Genomic DNA, 17,250 nt, shown 5'->3' on the forward strand with positions numbered 1-17,250 from the left:
CCAAACTCTCGCCGTCGTGCGGCCGACGACGCTGACCACGAGTGCTTGCTACTCGATGGGATGGCTCACCCGCTCGTCTCCCGGAGTCGTGCGAGTGGGATGGCGCCGACGTCCTCGCCGGCTCGGATGGCGCCGGCCCGGGCGAGGATGTCGTCGTACGTCCCGGCCTGCTGGTGTAGGAGGCGGCGTTGCCACGGGACGAGGATGTCGGCCAGTTGGGCCAAGTCGCCGAGGTTGGCGGCTACTTGGAGGCCGTGGGCGTAGTCCCGTTCGAACTCGGCGCGGGCCTCGGCCGGGAGTTCGGCGCGGATCTCGCCAGGCGTCGGCCACATGGCGCCGCCGGTGTGGATGGTGACGTCGGGGTCTCGGGGCGTCTCGTCCATGGCCTGGCCGTGGCCCGGCCGTGGCATTGGTCGCGGGGCGAGCGACGGCCGGCGGACGTGGGCGGAGCAAGCGACCCCGGGTGCGCCCGACGCACGCCCCCCACAACGTGCAAGCGCCGGATGGGACGTCATTGGCCCATCCGGCGCTTGCAGCTCAAGCCCGCCCGCTACCCCTTCGTGGCCATCGCCCGTAGGAAGAAGGTCAGGTTGGCCGGGCGCTCCGCCAAGCGGCGCATGAAGTAGCCGTACCACTCGGCGCCATACGGGAGGTAGATCCGCATCAGGTCGCCGTGTTCGACGATGCGGGCCTGCTCCTCCGGGCGGATGCCGTACAACATCTGGAACTCGAAGCTGCCGGGGGCCCGGCCCGCCTTGTCCGCCAGGTGCCGGGCGATGGCGATCAGGCGCGGGTCGTGCGAGGCCACCATCGGGTAGCCCTGACCCTGCATCAGGATCCGCAGGCAGCGCACGTACGAGCGGTCCACCTCGCCCTTGTCCTGGAACGCCACCGACTCCGGCTCCTGGTACGCGCCCTTGCACAGGCGTACCCGCGAACCCTCGTGGGCCAAGTCCCGGCAGTCCTGCTCGGTGCGCCGCAGGTATGCCTGCAACACCGCGCCCACCCACGGGAAGTCCACCCGCAGCTTGCGCAGGATGCCCAGGGTCGAGTCGGTGGTGGTGTGGTCCTCCATGTCCAGGGTGACCGTGGTGCCCACCGCCGCCGCGGCCACGCAGATCCGCCGGGCGTTGTCCAGCGCGATCTGCTCGCCGTCGCCGGGCAGGAACTGCCCCACGGCGGACAGCTTTACCGACACCTCGGCACTACGCGCAAGCCCGGTCTCGCCGAGCGTGGCGAGCAGCGCCTCGTACGCTTCCACCGTCGCGTCGGCCTGGGCCCGGTCCGTGGTGTCCTCGCCCAGGTGATCCAGCGTCACCTTGCGGCCGGAGTCCACCAGTTCGCGGGTGACCCGGACCGCGTCCGCGAGTACGTCACCCGCGACGAAGCGGTCCACGATCGCCTTCGTCGGCGGCAGGTGCTCGACCAGCGAGCGGGTCCGCGGCGACCGGGCCGCCGCGAGGATGGGGCTGCGGAGCATGTCTTCTCCCGAAGTACGAACCCGAAGTACGAGCCCGAAATACGATCCCGAAATACGAGAGTGGTCAGCCCATGTGCGGGTAGCGGTGGTCCGTCGCCGGGACGAACGTCTCCTTGATCGAACGCGAGCTGGTCCAGCGCATCAGGTTCTGCATCGCGCCGGCCTTGTCGTTGGTCCCGGACGCGCGCCCGCCGCCGAACGGCTGCTGACCCACCACGGCACCGGTGGGCCGGTCGTTGATGTAGAAGTTGCCCGCCGCGAACCGCAGTACGTGCGCGGTGTGGGCGATCACCTCGCGGTCCTGGGCGATGATCGCGCCGGTCAGCCCGTACGCGGACACCGATTCCATCTGCGTGAGCATCGCGTCGTACGCGTCGTCCTCGTAGACGTGCACGGCCAGGATCGGGCCGAAGTACTCGTCCTTGAAGATCTCGTGGTCCGCGTTCGCCGACACCAGCACGGTCGGTCGGACGAACCAGCCCACGCTGTCGTCGTACGTACCGCCCGCGGCCACCTCGACCGTGTCGTCCGCGTGCGCCCGGTCGATCGCGGCCTTGTTCTTGGCGAACGCGCGGTCGTCGATCACCGCGCCCAGGAAGTGGCTCAGGTCGGTGACGTCACCCATCGACAGGCCGTCGACCGTGGCCAGGAAGTCGTCCTTGAAGCCGCTCTCCCACAACGAACGCGGGATGTAGGCGCGCGATGCGGCCGAGCACTTCTGGCCCTGGTACTCGAACGCGCCGCGCACCAGCGCCGTACGCAGCACGTCCGGGTCGGCGCTCGGGTGCGCGACCACGAAGTCCTTGCCGCCGGTCTCGCCGACGATCCGCGGGTAGGTGCGGTAGCCGGCGATATTCTCCCCGACCGTGCGCCACAGGTGCTGGAAGGTCGCGGTGGAACCGGTGAAATGGATGCCCGCGAGCGCCGGGTGCTTCAGCGCCACCTCGGACACCGCGAGCCCGTCGCCGGTGACCAGGTTGATCACGCCGGCGGGCAGTCCGGCCTCCTCGAGCAGACGCATCAGCAGCACCGCCGAGTAGGTCTGCGTCGGGGACGGCTTCCAGACCACCACGTTGCCCATCAGTGCAGGTGCCGTGGGGAGGTTGCCCGCGATGGCGGTGAAGTTGAACGGGGTGATCGCGTAGACGAAGCCCTCCAGCGGGCGATGGTCCGTACGGTTCCACACCCCGGGGCTGCTGATCGGCTGCTCGGCCAGCACCCGGCGGGCGAAGTGCACGTTGAAGCGCCAGAAGTCGATCAGCTCGCAGGACGAGTCGATCTCGGCCTGCTGCGCGTTCTTGCCCTGGCCGAGCATGGTCGCCGCGGCGAGCGTCTCGCGCCACGGGCCGGCCAGCAGGTCGGCGGCCTTGAGGAAGATCGCCGCGCGGTCGTCGAAGGCCAGATCGGCCCAGGCCGGCGCGGCGGCCAGCGCCGCGTCGATCGCGTCCTGCGCGTCCTGGGTGCCGGCGTGCGCGAAGGTGCCCAGGCGGGCCGCGTGGTTGTGCGGCTGGACCACATCCCCGCGCTCCCCGGAACCCATCCGGTGCTCGCCGCCGATGGTCATCGGGAGGTCGATCGGTGCCGCGGCCAGTTCCTTGAGCTTCGCTTCGAGGCGGGCCCGCGCGGGCGTGCCGGGGGCGTAGTCGTGTACCGGCTCGTTGACCGGGGCGGGGACCTGGGTCACAGCGTCCAAGACGGCGCTCCTGTTCGGATGATCGTTCGGGTGATCTGCGGGGCTGCTTCGGTAAAGCCGTATGCCGTAAGCCGTAGGCCGTGGGCTCCGCCGGTCGATGGTCCGCGGCGGATCCGGGCAGGGATCTCGGGCTCAACGGTAGGCCGGAGTGGGCCTCGGTTGTTTATCCGATCGGCTAAACTCGAAACTCCCGCCTTGGCTCATCAGCCAACCCCGATGTCTTATCGGCCAACCGATATGAAGAGGCGCGAAGTGCCCCAACCCGGCAGTACGCAGCCCGCCAGCACGCAGCCCGCCAGCACGCAGTCAGGCAGTACGCAGTCCGCCAGCACGCAGCCCGGCGGCACGCAGTCCACCAGCACGCAGCCCGGCGTCCCGCTGCGCGAACTGCTCGCCGCGCTCGGCGGCCCGGTCGGCGACGGCCCGGTCCGGGTCGCGGCGGCGGCCGGCGGCCTGGAGGGCGTGGTGCGGCACGTCACGATCCTCGACCCCGAGGAGGAGCCGCACGCGATGCCCGGCGATCTGCTGCTCGCGGTCGGGCTGCGTGGCCGGGCGGCGGTCGGCACGGTTCGCGCGGCGGGCGCGGCCGGCGCGGCGGCGGTCGCGGTCAAGGGGGAGCATGCGGCGTTGCGCGAGGTGGCCGACTCGGCGGGCGTGGTGCTGCTGTCGGTACGCCCCGAGGCCCGCTGGGAGCAGGTCGCCGCGCTCGCCCACGCCGCCCTCGACGAACCACCCGACGCCGAACCCCCGGACGGCGGCGACCTGTTCTCGCTCGCCCAGACCACCGCGATGCTCACCGGCGGCGGGGTCAGCATCGAGGACAGCGCCAACCGTGTCCTGGCCTACTCGCGTACGACCGGCCCGGACGAGGCGGACGAGCTGCGCCGGTTGTCCATCCTGGGCTGGCAGGGGCCGGAGGAATACCTGGCCCGGCTGCGCGACTGGGGCGTCTTCCACCGGCTGCGCACCACGACCGAGGTGGTCGCGGTCGAGGAGCGGCCCGATCTGGGCATCCGGCGGCGGCTCGCGGTCGGGGTACACGCGGGCGGGCGCTGGCTCGGCACGATCTGGGTCCAGGAGGGCCGCCAACCGCTGGCGGATCGGGCCGAGGAGGTGCTGCTCGGCGCGGCGCGGGTGGCCATGTTGCACCTGGTCCGGCGCCGCACCCGGCCGGCGGCCGAGGCCGGCCCGACCCGGGAGAGCGTCGCGGGGTTGCTCACCGGCACCGTCGCGGCCCGGACCGCCGCCGCGCAGCTCGGCCTCGACCCGGTACGGCCGGTCCTGGTGCTCGGCTTCGCCGTGCACGCGAGTACGCCCGACGAGTCGTCCGAGTCGTCCCAGGAGCTGGCCCGGACCGAACTGGCCAACCTGGTCTCGGTATACGCCGCGGCCCGACACAGCCACGCCCAGGTCGCGGCGGTCGGCCCACGGCTCTACGTACTGCTGTCCGCGCCGCCGGCCGAGGCGGTCGTACTCGGCTGGGCGCACGAGATCGCCGCCGCCGCGCACGGCCACCTGGGACTGGCGGTGCGCGGCGCGGTCGGCGATCCGGTGCCCAGCCTGGCGCGTACGGCGGCGGCCCGGGAATCGGCGGACCGGGTCCTGGACGCGATGGCGAGCGGCGATGTGTCGGCCGAGGTCGCGGCGTTGTCCGAGGTCCGCCCGGAGGTGCTGCACGGGGAGATCCAGGCCCTGTTGACGGAGCATCAGGAGATCCGCGACCCGAGGCTGATCGCGTTGCGCGCGCACGACGCCGAGCACGACACGGAGTACGCGGCCTCGGTGCTGGGCTGGCTCGACGCGCTGGGCGACGTGCGCGCCGCGGCGGCGGCGCTGCACATCCACCCCAACACGCTGCGCTACCGGATCAAACGGGCGGGCGAGCTGACCGGCCTGGACTGGGCCGACCCGAAGACCCGCCTGCTCGCCGCGCTGCTGTTGCGGTTGCCCGGGTGAGGCGTTGCGGGGTCAGACCTTGATGCCGAACTCGGCCAGCAGGTCCAGGCTTACGTACTCACCGCCCGTGCGCGACGCGGGCCCGTCGCACAGTTCGAGGGTCGCGGAGACCATCTGGTCCATCGTCTCGATCTGGTCGGGCCGCAACTGGCCGCCGACCAACTCCTCCGCGCCCTCGCTGAGCACGGCGGCCCGCGGCTCGATCGTATTCACCCGGATTCCGGTTCCGTACAGCTCCGCGGCCAGCGCGTTGGAGATCCGGTTCAACGCGGCCTTGGACGCGCCGTACACCGCGGACTTCGTGCCGAGCACGCCCAGTTCGAACGGCGGCCCGGCCCAGGGCCGGGCGGTACCGCTGGTCACGTTGACGATCCAGCCCTCGCCGCGCGTGGCCATCGCGGGTACCACCGCCTGACACAGCTCCATCGGGGCGAGCACGTTCACCTCGAAGTGCAGCCGGGCGCGGCGCTGCGGATACACCCGAAGCGATGCGTACGAGGCCATCGCCGCGTTGTTGACCAGGATGTCGATCGGCCCGCCGAGCTGGTCCTCGGCGGCCGGTACGATCCGGGCGCGCTGCGCCTCGTCGGACAGGTCGGCCACCACGACCGCGCTGCGGCGTCCGTGCCGGGCGATCAGCGTCTCGGTCCGCTCCAGCGACCCGGCCAGGTTGCCCTGCCGCAAGGTCCGCGCGGTCACCGCCACATCGGCCCCCTCGGCCGCGAGCCGCACCGCCAGCGCCGCCCCGATTCCCCTGCTGGCCCCGGTGATCAAAGCTCTACGTCCCTCGAACCGCTTGGCCACGGCGTCCCTCCCCTGGTCCGGACAACTGCCTGCCACCATCCTCACAACAGTGGACTAGGTCAACCATCAGAACGCGAAATCCCCTACCCGAGGGACGGAGCGCACCCGAGCGAGGGAGTACATCCGAGCGGCGGAGCGCGCGGGCCGGGTGGCGCGGGCGGGGCTGGTTGGGCGGACCGGGCCGCGTGGGTGTTGGAGCGTGCGGGGCGGGTCGGCGTGCGGCCACGAGGCGGGTCGGGTGGGTCGCGCCGGGCGGGTCGGGACGCGGAGGCCGGGCCGATGCCGATCCGGTGGGCCACCGGCCGCGGGCGGGGCTGGGAGCCGGTGGCCGGGCTGGTTGGCCCGGTCAGATCGGGATGTCCACCTCCGGCAGGACATCTGCGCCGGCCGCGAAGCGGGTCGGGGTGGCGAAGGTGCTGTCCGTGGGTGGGGGTTCTCGGTGGTCGTTGGCCGTGGTGGGGCGGCGCAGCGGGATCAGGGTGGCGATGGGTGGGGTGGCGGCGTCGGGGGTGGGCAGGGGTTCGTTGGTTACGCCGGCGAAGGCCTCGCGGGCCGTGGTGGATGGGTCGGGGGCGGCGTATTCGAGGATGTCGGCGCCCAGGCGGCGGCCGGTGTTGCGCAGGTGGAGGTAGGCCGTGGTGCACGCCTCGCGCGCGACGGTGCCGGTGGCGGCGGCCAGGGCACGTTCGTAGGCGGCGTGTACCTCGGGTGGGGTGGCTGCCGGGGTGATGCCGAGGACGGCGTAGGGCGAGGGCTCTGCTGCGGGCATCTTCCGGACTCCTGTACTTACTCGTAGCCGTGGATCATGTACTTACTCGTAGCCGTGGATTCGGGCCCGGATCTCGTCCAGGATTTCCCGCGTGCCGTCCGTGGCGTGGTACTCGTTCGCGCGTTCGAGGTGGACGAGCGCGGTGTGGTTGTGGCCCATGTTCGCCTGTCGGACACCCTCGTTGTGCAGTGCGAGCGCCAGCAGTTGGGTGTTCTCCGGGGTCAGCGGGATCGCCTCCAGCGTCCGGATCGCGTCCTGATAGCGCTCCTCGCGCAGGTACACCGCGACCAGCGCGTCCCGCAGCCGAGGTTCCTCGTGTTCGCGAAGTCCGCGCACCAGTACGTCGATCGCGTCGTATGCACGCCCGTCGGCGAGCAGTGCGTAGCCCCAGTCGACGACCACCACCAGCCATGCCTCGCGCAGCGACTCGACGTCCGGGCCGCTCGCGATCTCGTCGCGCAACAGCTCCTCGGCCGCCTGATAGTGCCGCGCGTAGTAGTGGTTGAACGCCAACGCGCGTCGGGTGGCCGGGTCGTCGCCGTAGTGCCGGGCCTCGTCGAGCAGCGTGATCGCTCGGTCGAAGTGCTCGTCCTGTTCGCTTACCCCCGCCGCCTCCACAAGCAGCGCGGCCACTCGCCGCCGGGCCTCCGCCGCCGCACCACCCGACTCCCCTTCCGGGTCCGCGAGTTCGAGTGCCTCGCGCATCGCGGCCACCGCCTGCTCGCGCGCCCCGCCGCGCAGCGCGTCCCGCTCCGCGCTCAGGAACAGGGCGTTGGTCAGCCCGATCCGGCTCGCCTCGCCCGGATCCAGTGTGTACGCCTCGCGCATCGCCTCGACGGCCTCCGCCACCGCCACATCCGTATTCGTCGCCAGCAATTCCATCACCAGCCCGCGCAGCGCCCCACCCGCCAGGCCGCGCACCGCCGGGTCGTCCGGGGTCAGCTCCAACGCCCGGCGGACCAGCACGATCGCCTCCCGGTGCTGCTTGCGCTCGTGCGCCTGACCGGCGAGCCGCGCGTACGACTCGGCCAACGCCGCACGCAACCCGGGGCCGTCCGGGGCCAGCGCCCACGCCCGCTCCAACAGCCGCGCTGCCTCGGCGTGTTCGTCCACCGCCCGGGCCGCCTGCACGCCGACCTCGGCGGCCAGCTCGATCGCGTCGGCCGGGATCGGCTCGGCCTGCTCCAGACACACCAACGCCGCCGCCCACGACCCCCGTTCGCCCAGATCCCGGGCCCGGGCCAGATGCGCCCGGGTGAGCAACTCGGCCACCCCCGGCGTCGCGGCCGGCCCGGCCAGGCCGGCCAGCGCGGTCAATCCCGCCACCGCCTCGTCGAACCGGCCCGCGTCGATCAGGTGGTGGTACACGCCGAGCGGGCCCAGCAGGTCGGCGGTATGTGCGTCCACGACGTCCCGTACCGAGGCCGCCAGTTCGTGTCCCGCCGGCGAACCGTGCTCGGCGTCCGCGACCCGGGCCAGGAACATCGGCCCACCCGCGATGACCGGCTCGACCCGGGCGACCCGCTCCGTGGCGGCGATCTCCAACGCCCAGCGCTGCTCCAGCTCGCGATACAGCGCGGCCACCGCGCCCTCGCTGCCCTCGGCCCGCTCGCGCAGTTCCCGAAACACCCGCTCGATCTGCTCGTCGCGGGCCGCCTCGATCCGCTCGGCGGAGATCTCCCGCCCGGTGCGCGACTCCAGGTCCACCCAGAACCGGGGACTGTACAACACCGCCGCCCAGGTACCGCACACCAGTTGCCACATCGCGGTGGTCTGCCCCGGATCGCCCGCCTGCCCGGCGCGCAACGCGGACAACGCCAGGCATTGCAGATTGCGTACATCCGTCGGGTCGGCCCGCTCCAGCTCCAACCGGATCACGATCGACGCGTCGTGCCGATCCGCCAGCGCGTGGGCGAGCGCCTGCCACGAGCGCAACAGCGGCCGGGCGCGCCGCACTTCCGGCAACTCGGGGACCAGGCGCGCGGCCCGCTCCACATCCGCCGACGCGGCGACCAGGTCGGCGCGGTGCGCGGCGGCCCGGCGGACATACACCCGTGCCGCGATCAACCGACCCTCGTCGGTAGCCGCCGGCCCGGCCAACAACTGCTCCAGGCCCGCGAGCGCCGCGTCGTGGTCGTCCCGCTGCGCCCGCAGCAGCGCCAGCAGGTGGTGTGCCGAGGTGCGCCCACGGCCGCCGGTCCACCGGATCAGCTCGGCCTCGGCGTCTCGTTCCGCCCCGGCCTGCCCGGCGCACGCGGCCAACGCGGTCAACATCGCATCGGCGCACCACCCACACCGGGCGGGCAACTCGCCTTCCAGCACGCCATGTTCGGCGCAGTAGGCGCGCCCGCACTGCCCGCACACCGCCCGCGCCGAGGCCACACACCCGGCCCCCTCGCAGACCGCCGCGGCCGGTTCCGGCTCGGTCGGCCCCGGCACCACCAGCGCCTGCCGATACGCCTCGGCCGCGTCGTCCCACCGCCGGGCCCGCGCGGCATGCATCCCGCGAACCGCCCACGCGGCCGGTTCGGTCTCGACCAGCGCGCCCAGCGGCACGGTACCCGCGCCCAGGGCCAGCCGGGCCAGCGGCGCCAGATGTCCCACGCGCGGATCGGCCACCGGGTCGAGCGCGGCCGACAACCGTACGGCCAGGGCCGGTTCACCCGCGTACAGCGCCGCCACCGCCAGATGTACCCGGATCCGCCGATCGCCCGGGACCAACGCGACCGCCGCGTTCAGCCGGTCCCGCGCGGCGCTCAGCGGCGCCCCCCGGTCGCGGCCGAACCGCAACAACTCGGCGCCCTCCCGGAACAACGTCTCGGCCAACGCGACCCGATAGCCCTCGTGCTCGGGAAACGTGTCCCGACAGGCCTGCCAGTGCTCCCGGGCGAGTGTATGGTCCCCGGCGCCGAGCGCGGCCCGGGCGAGCAGATCGCGCGCGGTGGCCACGTTGTGTGCGCGGATCGCGTCGTTGACCCCGTCCGGCGCCGCCCACAGCTCGTCCGCCCGCTCCACCCGGCCCAGTTGCGCGTAGCCGAGGCCCAGTTGGAAGCGCGCCGACCCGGTCGGCTCGCCGCGCACCGGCCCGAGCACCTCGATCCCGTCGGCGATCCGGCCCGCCGCGATCCGGGCCGCGCCGAGCCGCACCACGCCCGGTGTCCAGTCCGGCCGCAGCGCCAACCCGCCCTCGTACTCCTCGGCCGCGCCCACCGGATCACCCGCGTGCTCCCGGACCAACCCCAGCCCGAACCGGGCCGGCGCGTAGTCCGGGTCGAGCCGCGCGGCGATCTCGAACTCGTGCCTCGCCAACGTCCACTCGTCTTCCAGGACGGCCAACTGCCCGCGCGCGTAGTGGGCCCGCGGATCGCCCGGCGCGACGGCCACCGCGGCATCCGCGTCGGCCCGCGCCGCGCCCGGGTCGCCCTCCTCGCGATAGGCGATGCCGCGGAAGAGGAACACCTCGGCGGCCAACGGCGAATCCTCGTCCACCCGGTCCAACACCCGCCAGAACGAGGCGATCGCATCCTGTCGCCGACCACAACGCAACCGTACACACGCCTGCCGGTGATGCACGAGCGCACTGTCGTCGCCCGCCTCGATCGCGGCGGAGAACGCCACGTCGGCCGCCTCCGGGTCACCGGCGGCGCTGTACGCGCGGCCGAGCAGGTGATGCTGCCCGGCGTCCCGGTCGCGCAACCGGGCCAGGTGCGGCACCGCCCGCGCCGCCTCGCCCAGCTCGAACAGCGCGCGGCCGAGCCCGAACCGGGCCCGGTCGTGCCCGGGTTCGGCGGTCACCACCCGCTCGAAGCACGGCGCCGCCGCGGCGAAGTCGCCGTCCTCCTCGTGCAGCGTGCCCAGGGTCAGATTGGCCTCGACCTGGCCCGGTTGCAGGATCAATACGCGCCGCAACACCGGGAAGGCCGCCATACGTTCCCCCCGGGCCAGGGTCAGCGCGACGAACTCGAGCTGTACGTCCACGTGTTGGGGCAGCAGCTCGGCCGCCCGGCGCAGCGGTTCGAGGGCGGCGCCCGGCCGGCCCAGCGCGTGTTGTGCGCGGCCCAGGCCGAGCCAGGCCTGGGCATGGCCCGGAGCGAGTGTGCAGGTGCGGGCGAGCAGGGCGATCGCGGCCTCGAGCGCCATGTCCCGGGAGGCTTGGTCGGCGGGCTTGCGGCGCAGGTGGGTCAGCGCCATCGCGTAGAGCACCTCGGACCGCTCCGGCTCGATGGTCAGCGAACGTTCGAACGCGGCGAGCGCCTCGTCCGGCCGACCCGTGTCGCGGTACAGCCTGCCCAGTTCGTAGCAGGTGGCCGCGCGCGGCACGAGCCGGTCGGCCCGCTCGAACGCGGCGATCGCCTCGGCCGGCCGGCCCAGATCGCGCAGCGCGCAGGCGCGGCCGTAGACCGCCCATTCCAGGCGTGGCGCGCCCGCCTCGATTTGGGCCGCGAGCTGCTCCACCGCGACCAGTTCGTGCTTGGGCAGGCCGGGTGCGACCACACACCGGGCCTCCAGGAAGTCGTAGGCGACATGGTCGGGGTCGGTGTCGGTGCGGGTGACCAGGTCGACGCAGAGCGCGATGTCGAGCGGGTCCGGCTCGGCCCGCCGGGTGGCGTCGGCGGCGGCCGGCTCCAGGGCGGCGGCGGGCAGCCTGGTCAGCTCGAATGCGGTCCGGAAGGCCGCGATCGCCTCGGCCGAGCGGCCCTGTCGGCCGACCACCTCGCCGAGCCCGACCAGGGCCCGCCCCCGGGCCTCGGCGAGTTCGTCCGTATCGGATTTGCCCAGCGCCTCGACGATGCGCCGGTAGCCGCGCTCGGCGGCGGCGAACCGGCCCGCCCGGTGGGCGGCCTCGGCCTGGGCCAACCGGGAGTCGGCGCGGGCCACGATCGACGCGGAGCCGCGGCGGATTGTGTACCACATCAGGACGGCCACCAAGGCGAGGAAGGCCGCGACGGCGGCGAGAAACGGGACCGTCATCGGACGGCCCGTGGGACATGCCGAACTACGTCGATCAACGGGTCCCCCGACCGTTCATCCGAACACCGTTACACCGTTACATGGTTCTCATCCCGTACACCGTTCATCCCGGCATCGAGCGCTCATGCTAGAACACCGATGATCCGACTTTCAGGAGCCCGGCGGGCCCGAGTTGGCCAAAATCACACCACGCGCGGCCCGGGCGGCCCGGGACGGCGACCGACGCCGACTACGCTCGGTGGCCATGACCAGCACTCCGCCCCCGGATCGACCGACCGAGCAGGATTTCCGCCGGTTGTTGGCGCAGACCGGCGCCGAGCTCGCCCCCGGGCTGACCGGCGCGGAATTCGACTCGGTGGAGGCGGCCTTCGGATTCCGGTTCGCCGCCGATCACCGACTGTTGTTGTCGACCGCGCTGCCGACCGGCAAGGGTTGGCCGAATTGGCGCGATGGGAACGCCCGCGGCCTCAAGGCGCAACTGGGCTGGCCGGTGGAGGGTGTCCTGTACGACGTGGAGCACAACGCGTTCTGGCCCGAGGTGTGGGGCGCGCGTCCGGCGCAGCTCAAGCACGCGCTCAAGTCGGCGCGCTACCACCTGGCGCGGGCGCCGCGGATGGTGCCGGTGTACGGCCACCGCTACCTGCCCGGGACCGAGGGGCAGTGGGGGCATCCGGTGTTGTCGATGATGCAGACGGACATCGTGGTCTATGGCGCGGACCTGACCAACTACCTGGCGGCCGAGTTCGACGGCGGGCCGATCGAATACGCGCCCGTGACGGTGCCGTTCTGGCGCGACCTGGTGAGCTGACCCCGCCTGGCCCGAGGCGCCGGGTCTCGGATTCAGCCGGTCAGGCCCGCGTCGTAGGCGATCAGGCCGGCCTGGGTGCGGTTGACGCAGGCGAGTTTGCTCAGGGTGCGCGAGACGTACGCCTTGACGGTGGCCTCGGTGAGGTGCAGGCGAGTCGCGATCTGGCCGTTGGACAGGCCCTCGCCGAGGCAGGCCAGGATCTCGGTCTCCCGCTCGCTGAGGTCGCGGATCGCCTGCCGGGCCGCCCGGCGCGCGCTCTCCCGGGCCGCGGTCGCGCCGATCAGATTGCGCGCGGCGGCGGGGGACAACACCGTGGTGCCGTCGACGGCCACCCGCAGCAGCGCGATCAGGTCCTCGGGCGGGGTGTCCTTGAGCAGGAAGCCGACCGCGCCGGTGTGCAGCGCGCGCAGCACGTGGTCGTCGGTGTCGATCGTGGTCAGTACGACGACCTTGGGCGGCGTATCGAGCCGGACCATCCGGCGCAGCGCGGAGAGCCCGTCCACGCCGGGCATGTGCAGGTCGAGCAGGACCAGATCCGGGCGATGCCGAACCACCTGCTCCAGCGCCTCGGCGCCGTCGTACGCCTCGCCGACGATCTCGATGTCCGCGGTGCCGCCGAGGATCGTGCGCAGGTGCGCGCACACCATACGTTCGTCGTCCACCAGCAGGAGTCGGATCATGCGGCACCTTCGTCCGGGTCATGGTGGGCGGTGGCGGTGGCGGTGGCGGTGGCGGGAGCGGGAGCGGGAGCGGTGATCGGGACGAAGGCGTCCAGGGTGAAGCCGCCGGTGTCGCCCGGAGCGGCGCGCAGCCGTCCGCCGAGGAGTTCGACCCGTTCGCGCAGGCCGAGCAGGCCGGTGCCGCCGGTGCCGAGGTCGACGTCCGGCGGGCGGGCCGGCGCGGTGTTGGCGACGGTGACCGCGATGCCCGCCGGTTCGTGCCGGATCGACACCTGGACGTGTGCGCCGGGGGCGTGCTTGTGCACGTTGGTCAGCGCCTCCTGTACCACCCGACGCGCGGTACGCACGACGGCCGGCGCGTCCTCGGTCGCCGGTGTGCCGGTCACCGTCACCTCGATCGGCACACCGGCCGCCCGCGAGTCGGCGATCAGGTCGGATACGTCCAGCCCGGTCGGTGCGCCGGTACGCGCGCCCGCGCCGACCGGCGACGGGTCGTCGGGGTCGCGCAGTACGGCGACCAACTCGCGCAGCTCGGCCAGCGCCTGACAGCCCGTCAGGCGCAGCTCCTCGGCGGCCGAGCGGACGTTGTCCCGCTCGGCGATGGTGCGCAGCGCGCCGGCCTGAAGCACCATCAGACTGACCCGGTGGGTGATCATGTCGTGCATTTCGCCCGCCAACCGGCGCCGCTCGTCGGCCCGCGCCTGCCGGTCGCGTTGGGCCTGCTCGCGCTCGACCCGCTCGGCCCGCTCGGCCAGCGCGAGCAGCAGACCGCGGCGCGAGGCCAAATACATCCCGAGCAGCAGTGGCATGCCGATCGAGAGGAACTCGACGAACAGGTCCCCACCCGGCTGCACCCGCCACGGTTCGCACATGGTCACCGCGAGCCCGAAGGCCAACACCCACCTGGCCGGCCGGGGCGTGGCATACGCGCCGAGGGCGTAGGCCGAGAACGGTCCGGCCAGGACCGGGCCGGCGAGCGAGAGGGCGAATACGACCCCGGCCGAGGCGAGCGGCCGGCGGCGGCGCTGGACGAGTGCGGCGCCGGCGGCGAGTTGGATGAGCACCCCCACCCATGGCACGCCGCTCAGCGTCGGCGTGCCGTCCTTGTCGGCCGAGTCCAGCGCGCGCAACACCCCGGCCGAGGCGGCGACGAATACCGCGAGGACGACGTCGAACACGACGGCGCGCGGGATCGACGCGGAGGGAGGACGAGGCACGTTCGCCAATTTACCGGCCGCCGTCCAGCCGTCCGGCCACTCGTGCGGCGGCTCTGCCCACTCGTGCGGCGGCTCCGGCCGCCGGCGGGGCGGCTTCGGCCGCTCGCCGGGCAGCCGGAGCGCGAGTCGGCCGCCGGGTGTGGTTCGGTGCATTCAGCCGGCCCCGACCGCGAGCTGCTTGCCCCGTACGAATCGCCGCATCCCGGGTCGCCGTATCCCGAGTCGGCGCATGTCAGTCGGTCCCGAGCGCGCCGAGTACCGACATCCGGGACGCCCGCCGGGCCGGCCAAGCCGCCGCGAGTATGCCGATGCCGATCGCGCCGAGTACGAACAGGACGATCCGCAACCACGGGACCGTCGCGCCGAGTGGCACGTTGCCCAGATCGATCCCGCGCACCGCCAGGACGCCCACGGCGGTGCCGAGGCCGACCCCGAGCAGGGCGCCGAACAGCGAGATCAGCGCCGCCTCCAGACGGATCAGGTCGCGCACCCGGCGGGCGTCCAGGCCGATCGCGCGCAACAGCCCGATCTCGCGGGTGCGTTCGAGGACGGACATCGCGAGCGTGTTGACGATGCCGATGACCGCGATCAGGACGGCCATCCCGAGCAGGCCGTAGACGATGTTCAGGAGCGTGTCGATGCCGGCGGCCAGACCCTTGCGCAACTCGTCCTTGGATTGCACGCGCAGGGCCGGATCGGGGCCGAAGGTCGCACCCAGCGTGGCCCGCAGGGCTTCCTGCTCGCCCGCCACACCGCGGACGAACACCTGGCGGCCGGCCGGACGTTCGAGATGCGGGTCGAGGGTCTTCGTGGAGACCAGGTAGGGGAGCACGATCGGGTTGGCGCGGTAGATGCCGCCGACGCGCAACGTCCCGGGGACTCCGTCGGGGAACGTCACCGGCACGGTCGCGCCGACCTTCAGCCCGCGTTTCTCTGCCTCGATCCGTTCCACCAGCAGGTCGGTGCCGAGCGCCTCGGGTCCGCCCGCGACGAAGTCGAGCCGCATCACCCGGGGGCCCGAGACCGGGTCCAGCGCGGCCAGTTCGCGTTCGCCGCCGGCGATCTGCGCGGTGGTCGTGCGGTAGACGCTCGCGGCGGCGACGTGCGGCAGGCGGCCGATCCGCTCGATGGTCGCGGGAGCCATCGGGTCGCGCAGCGTGGTGGACACCGCGTAGTCGGCGGTCAGCCCGCGCGCCGCCGCGTGGTCGAGGCTGTCCCGCAGCGACGCGCCGATCACGGTCAGGCCGGTGACCAGGAACAGGCCGATCATCAACGCCGACGCGGTTGCGGCGGTACGTCGCGGATCGCGCAGGGCATTGCGGCTCGCCAGCCGACCGGTCACCCCGAACACGCGGGTGAGCGGGCGGGCGAGCAGCCCGATGACCGCCACGGACAACATCGGGATCAGCATCAGCACGCCGGTGACGGCCACCATCCCGCACACCGTGACCAGCAGGGGTTCGCCCTCGCCGCCCGACCCGACCCGCGTGGTCGCGTACGCGCCGGCCACCCCGCCGCCGAGCATCAACAGGCCGAGCAGATTGCGGCGGCGCAGCCCGGCCGGGCTCGGCGGGGTCGCGCGCAGGGCGGCCATCGGGGGGATCCGGGCCACCTTACGGGTGGGCAACCACGCGGCGGCGACGGTGACGCCGACGCCGACGAGGAGGGACCAGGCGATCGTGGCGGGCCGGACCACCAGCGGGCCGCGCGGCGGTTCGGCGTCGGTGCCGCGCAGCAGGGCGAGCAGCCCGGCGGCCAGTGCGATGCCCAGGAGCAGGCCGAGCAGCGCGCCGATCAGCCCGGTGACCAGGGCCTCGAAACGCACCGAGCGGGTGACCTGACGGCGGGTCGCGCCCACCGCGCGCAGCAGGGCGAGTTCGCGGGTGCGTCGCCCGATCAGCATCGTGAACGTGTTGGTGATGATGAACGTCCCGACGAACAGCGCGATGCCGGCGAAGACCAGGAGTCCGGTGGCCAGTCCGGCGGTGCCGGCCGCGGCGACGTCGCGGCGCTCGGCGGTGAGCGTGGCGTGGGTGACCGTCTCGGCGCCGGCGGGCAGCAGGGCGCGGACGGCCTGGGTGAGCGCGGCGTCGGGCGTGCCGGGGCGGGCGGAGACGGTGATCAGGTCGTAGCTGCCGGGGGCGGCGAACAGGCGCTGCGCGGTGGCGGTGTCGAACAGGGTGAGGGTGGCGCCGAGCCGGATCCGGGCGTCGTCGGCATGCACGGTGCCGACGAGGGTGGCGTCCAGGGTGCCGCCGCCGGCGACCACCCGGAGTCGGTCGCCGACCCGATAGCCCGCCGAGCGGGCGCCCGCCTCGTCCAGGGCGACCTCGCCGGCGGTGGTCGGTGTACGGCCGGCGGTCACCCGGTACAGCGGGTCCACGCCATTCGGGCCCGGTGCGTGGTTGGTGCCCACGGCCTCCTCGACCCGGCCGACCAGGTGCCCTTTGCGGTCGACGACCACGGCGGGTCCGGAGACCGAGCCGCGCACGGACGCGACACCCGGCAGCGTGCGCAGCCGATCGACCAGGCGCGGATCCAGGGCCGGCCGGTCGGCCGTGGCGCGGTCGGGGTCGGCCCGGATGCCGAGGGTGACCCCGGCGAAGTCGTCCGCCGCGGCCGACGCGGAGGCCTCGGTGATGGTGTCCTTGAGGGTGAGTACGCCGGCCACGAAGGCGACGCCGAAGACGATCGCGAGCACCGTCAGAGCCAGCCGGGCGCGCTGCGCGGCGAGGGTGCGGAGGGCGTTCTTGAGCATGGGCGACGTCCTGGGGGCGGGTGGGATCCGGCCGACGCCGGTTCGGTCCCGCCACCTTCGCGCCGGGCGGTAGGCAGCCGATACGGCCGCGGGAGGGCGGCACCGTTCACCTTC

The 17,250-nt window shown here is 73.3% G+C and carries 11 protein-coding genes; 2 read left to right on the top strand and 9 right to left on the bottom strand.

Annotated elements, in window-relative coordinates; genetic code table 11:
• Positions 1–65: 65 nt before the first annotated feature.
• The 3 genes from ABIA38_RS15000 to pruA all read right to left on the bottom strand — a co-directional run bounded on the left by ABIA38_RS15000 (position 66) and on the right by pruA (position 3,173).
• Positions 66–383 carry a DUF6247 family protein gene (locus ABIA38_RS15000; protein WP_424639108.1) on the bottom strand — a complete coding sequence of 106 codons (318 nt, stop codon included), beginning with the start codon at positions 381–383 and terminating at the stop codon, positions 66–68.
• A 167-nt stretch (positions 384–550) separates the two neighbouring features.
• Positions 551–1,480: a proline dehydrogenase family protein gene (locus ABIA38_RS15005; protein ID WP_424639109.1), complete on the bottom strand. Its 930-nt coding sequence runs from the start codon at positions 1,478–1,480 to the stop codon at positions 551–553.
• Positions 1,481–1,544: 64 nt separating this feature from the next.
• Positions 1,545–3,173 (bottom strand): L-glutamate gamma-semialdehyde dehydrogenase, encoded by a 1,629-nt coding sequence (pruA, locus tag ABIA38_RS15010; protein WP_424639110.1) that lies wholly within the window; start codon positions 3,171–3,173, stop codon positions 1,545–1,547.
• A 252-nt stretch (positions 3,174–3,425) separates the two neighbouring features.
• On the opposite strand from pruA, the gene ABIA38_RS15015 reads away from it, so the two are divergent.
• Complete coding sequence (locus tag ABIA38_RS15015; RefSeq protein ID WP_424639111.1) at positions 3,426–5,129, top strand: PucR family transcriptional regulator; 1,704 nt, start codon at positions 3,426–3,428, stop codon at positions 5,127–5,129.
• Positions 5,130–5,141: 12 nt separating this feature from the next.
• On the opposite strand, the gene ABIA38_RS15020 is transcribed toward ABIA38_RS15015, so the two are convergent.
• From ABIA38_RS15020 to ABIA38_RS15030, 3 genes are all read right to left on the bottom strand, one after another.
• Positions 5,142–5,933 (bottom strand): SDR family NAD(P)-dependent oxidoreductase, encoded by a 792-nt coding sequence (locus ABIA38_RS15020; RefSeq protein ID WP_424639112.1) that lies wholly within the window; start codon positions 5,931–5,933, stop codon positions 5,142–5,144.
• Between the two features lie 346 nt (positions 5,934–6,279).
• Positions 6,280–6,702 (bottom strand): hypothetical protein, encoded by a 423-nt coding sequence (locus ABIA38_RS15025; protein ID WP_424639113.1) that lies wholly within the window; start codon positions 6,700–6,702, stop codon positions 6,280–6,282.
• Between the two features lie 42 nt (positions 6,703–6,744).
• Positions 6,745–11,673 carry a tetratricopeptide repeat protein gene (locus ABIA38_RS15030; protein ID WP_424639114.1) on the bottom strand — a complete coding sequence of 1,643 codons (4,929 nt, stop codon included), beginning with the start codon at positions 11,671–11,673 and terminating at the stop codon, positions 6,745–6,747.
• Between the two features lie 244 nt (positions 11,674–11,917).
• Here ABIA38_RS15030 and ABIA38_RS15035 point away from each other — a divergent pair, with 244 nt between their 5' ends.
• On the top strand, positions 11,918–12,481 hold the full coding sequence (locus ABIA38_RS15035; RefSeq protein ID WP_424639115.1) for a hypothetical protein: 564 nt from the start codon (positions 11,918–11,920) through the stop codon (positions 12,479–12,481).
• A 32-nt stretch (positions 12,482–12,513) separates the two neighbouring features.
• Here ABIA38_RS15035 and ABIA38_RS15040 read toward each other — a convergent pair whose 3' ends face one another.
• The 3 genes from ABIA38_RS15040 to ABIA38_RS15050 form a co-directional block, all read right to left on the bottom strand.
• Complete coding sequence (locus ABIA38_RS15040; RefSeq protein WP_424639116.1) at positions 12,514–13,161, bottom strand: response regulator; 648 nt, start codon at positions 13,159–13,161, stop codon at positions 12,514–12,516.
• Positions 13,158–14,378, bottom strand: coding sequence for a sensor histidine kinase (locus ABIA38_RS15045; protein WP_424639117.1), 1,221 nt, complete (start codon positions 14,376–14,378; stop codon positions 13,158–13,160). The genes ABIA38_RS15040 and ABIA38_RS15045 overlap by 4 nt, the downstream gene beginning before the upstream one ends.
• A gap of 232 nt (positions 14,379–14,610) precedes the next feature.
• Positions 14,611–17,136 carry an ABC transporter permease gene (locus ABIA38_RS15050; RefSeq protein WP_424639118.1) on the bottom strand — a complete coding sequence of 842 codons (2,526 nt, stop codon included), beginning with the start codon at positions 17,134–17,136 and terminating at the stop codon, positions 14,611–14,613.
• Positions 17,137–17,250: the final 114 nt, after the last annotated feature.

The organism is Embleya sp. AB8 (genome assembly GCF_049739465.1).
Lineage (GTDB): Bacteria > Actinomycetota > Actinomycetes > Streptomycetales > Streptomycetaceae > Embleya.

Excerpts from the sequence above, each read along its gene's own strand:
- ABIA38_RS15000 (WP_424639108.1), bottom strand. The coding sequence starts at position 383 with ATGGACGAGACGCCCCGAGACCCCGACGTCACCATCCACACCGGCGGC.
- ABIA38_RS15035 (WP_424639115.1), top strand. The coding sequence starts at position 11,918 with ATGACCAGCACTCCGCCCCCGGATCGACCGACCGAGCAGGATTTCCGC.
- ABIA38_RS15025 (WP_424639113.1), bottom strand. The coding sequence starts at position 6,702 with ATGCCCGCAGCAGAGCCCTCGCCCTACGCCGTCCTCGGCATCACCCCG.
- ABIA38_RS15005 (WP_424639109.1), bottom strand. The coding sequence starts at position 1,480 with ATGCTCCGCAGCCCCATCCTCGCGGCGGCCCGGTCGCCGCGGACCCGC.
- ABIA38_RS15040 (WP_424639116.1), bottom strand. The coding sequence starts at position 13,161 with ATGATCCGACTCCTGCTGGTGGACGACGAACGTATGGTGTGCGCGCAC.
- ABIA38_RS15050 (WP_424639118.1), bottom strand. The coding sequence starts at position 17,136 with ATGCTCAAGAACGCCCTCCGCACCCTCGCCGCGCAGCGCGCCCGGCTG.
- ABIA38_RS15030 (WP_424639114.1), bottom strand. The coding sequence starts at position 11,673 with ATGACGGTCCCGTTTCTCGCCGCCGTCGCGGCCTTCCTCGCCTTGGTG.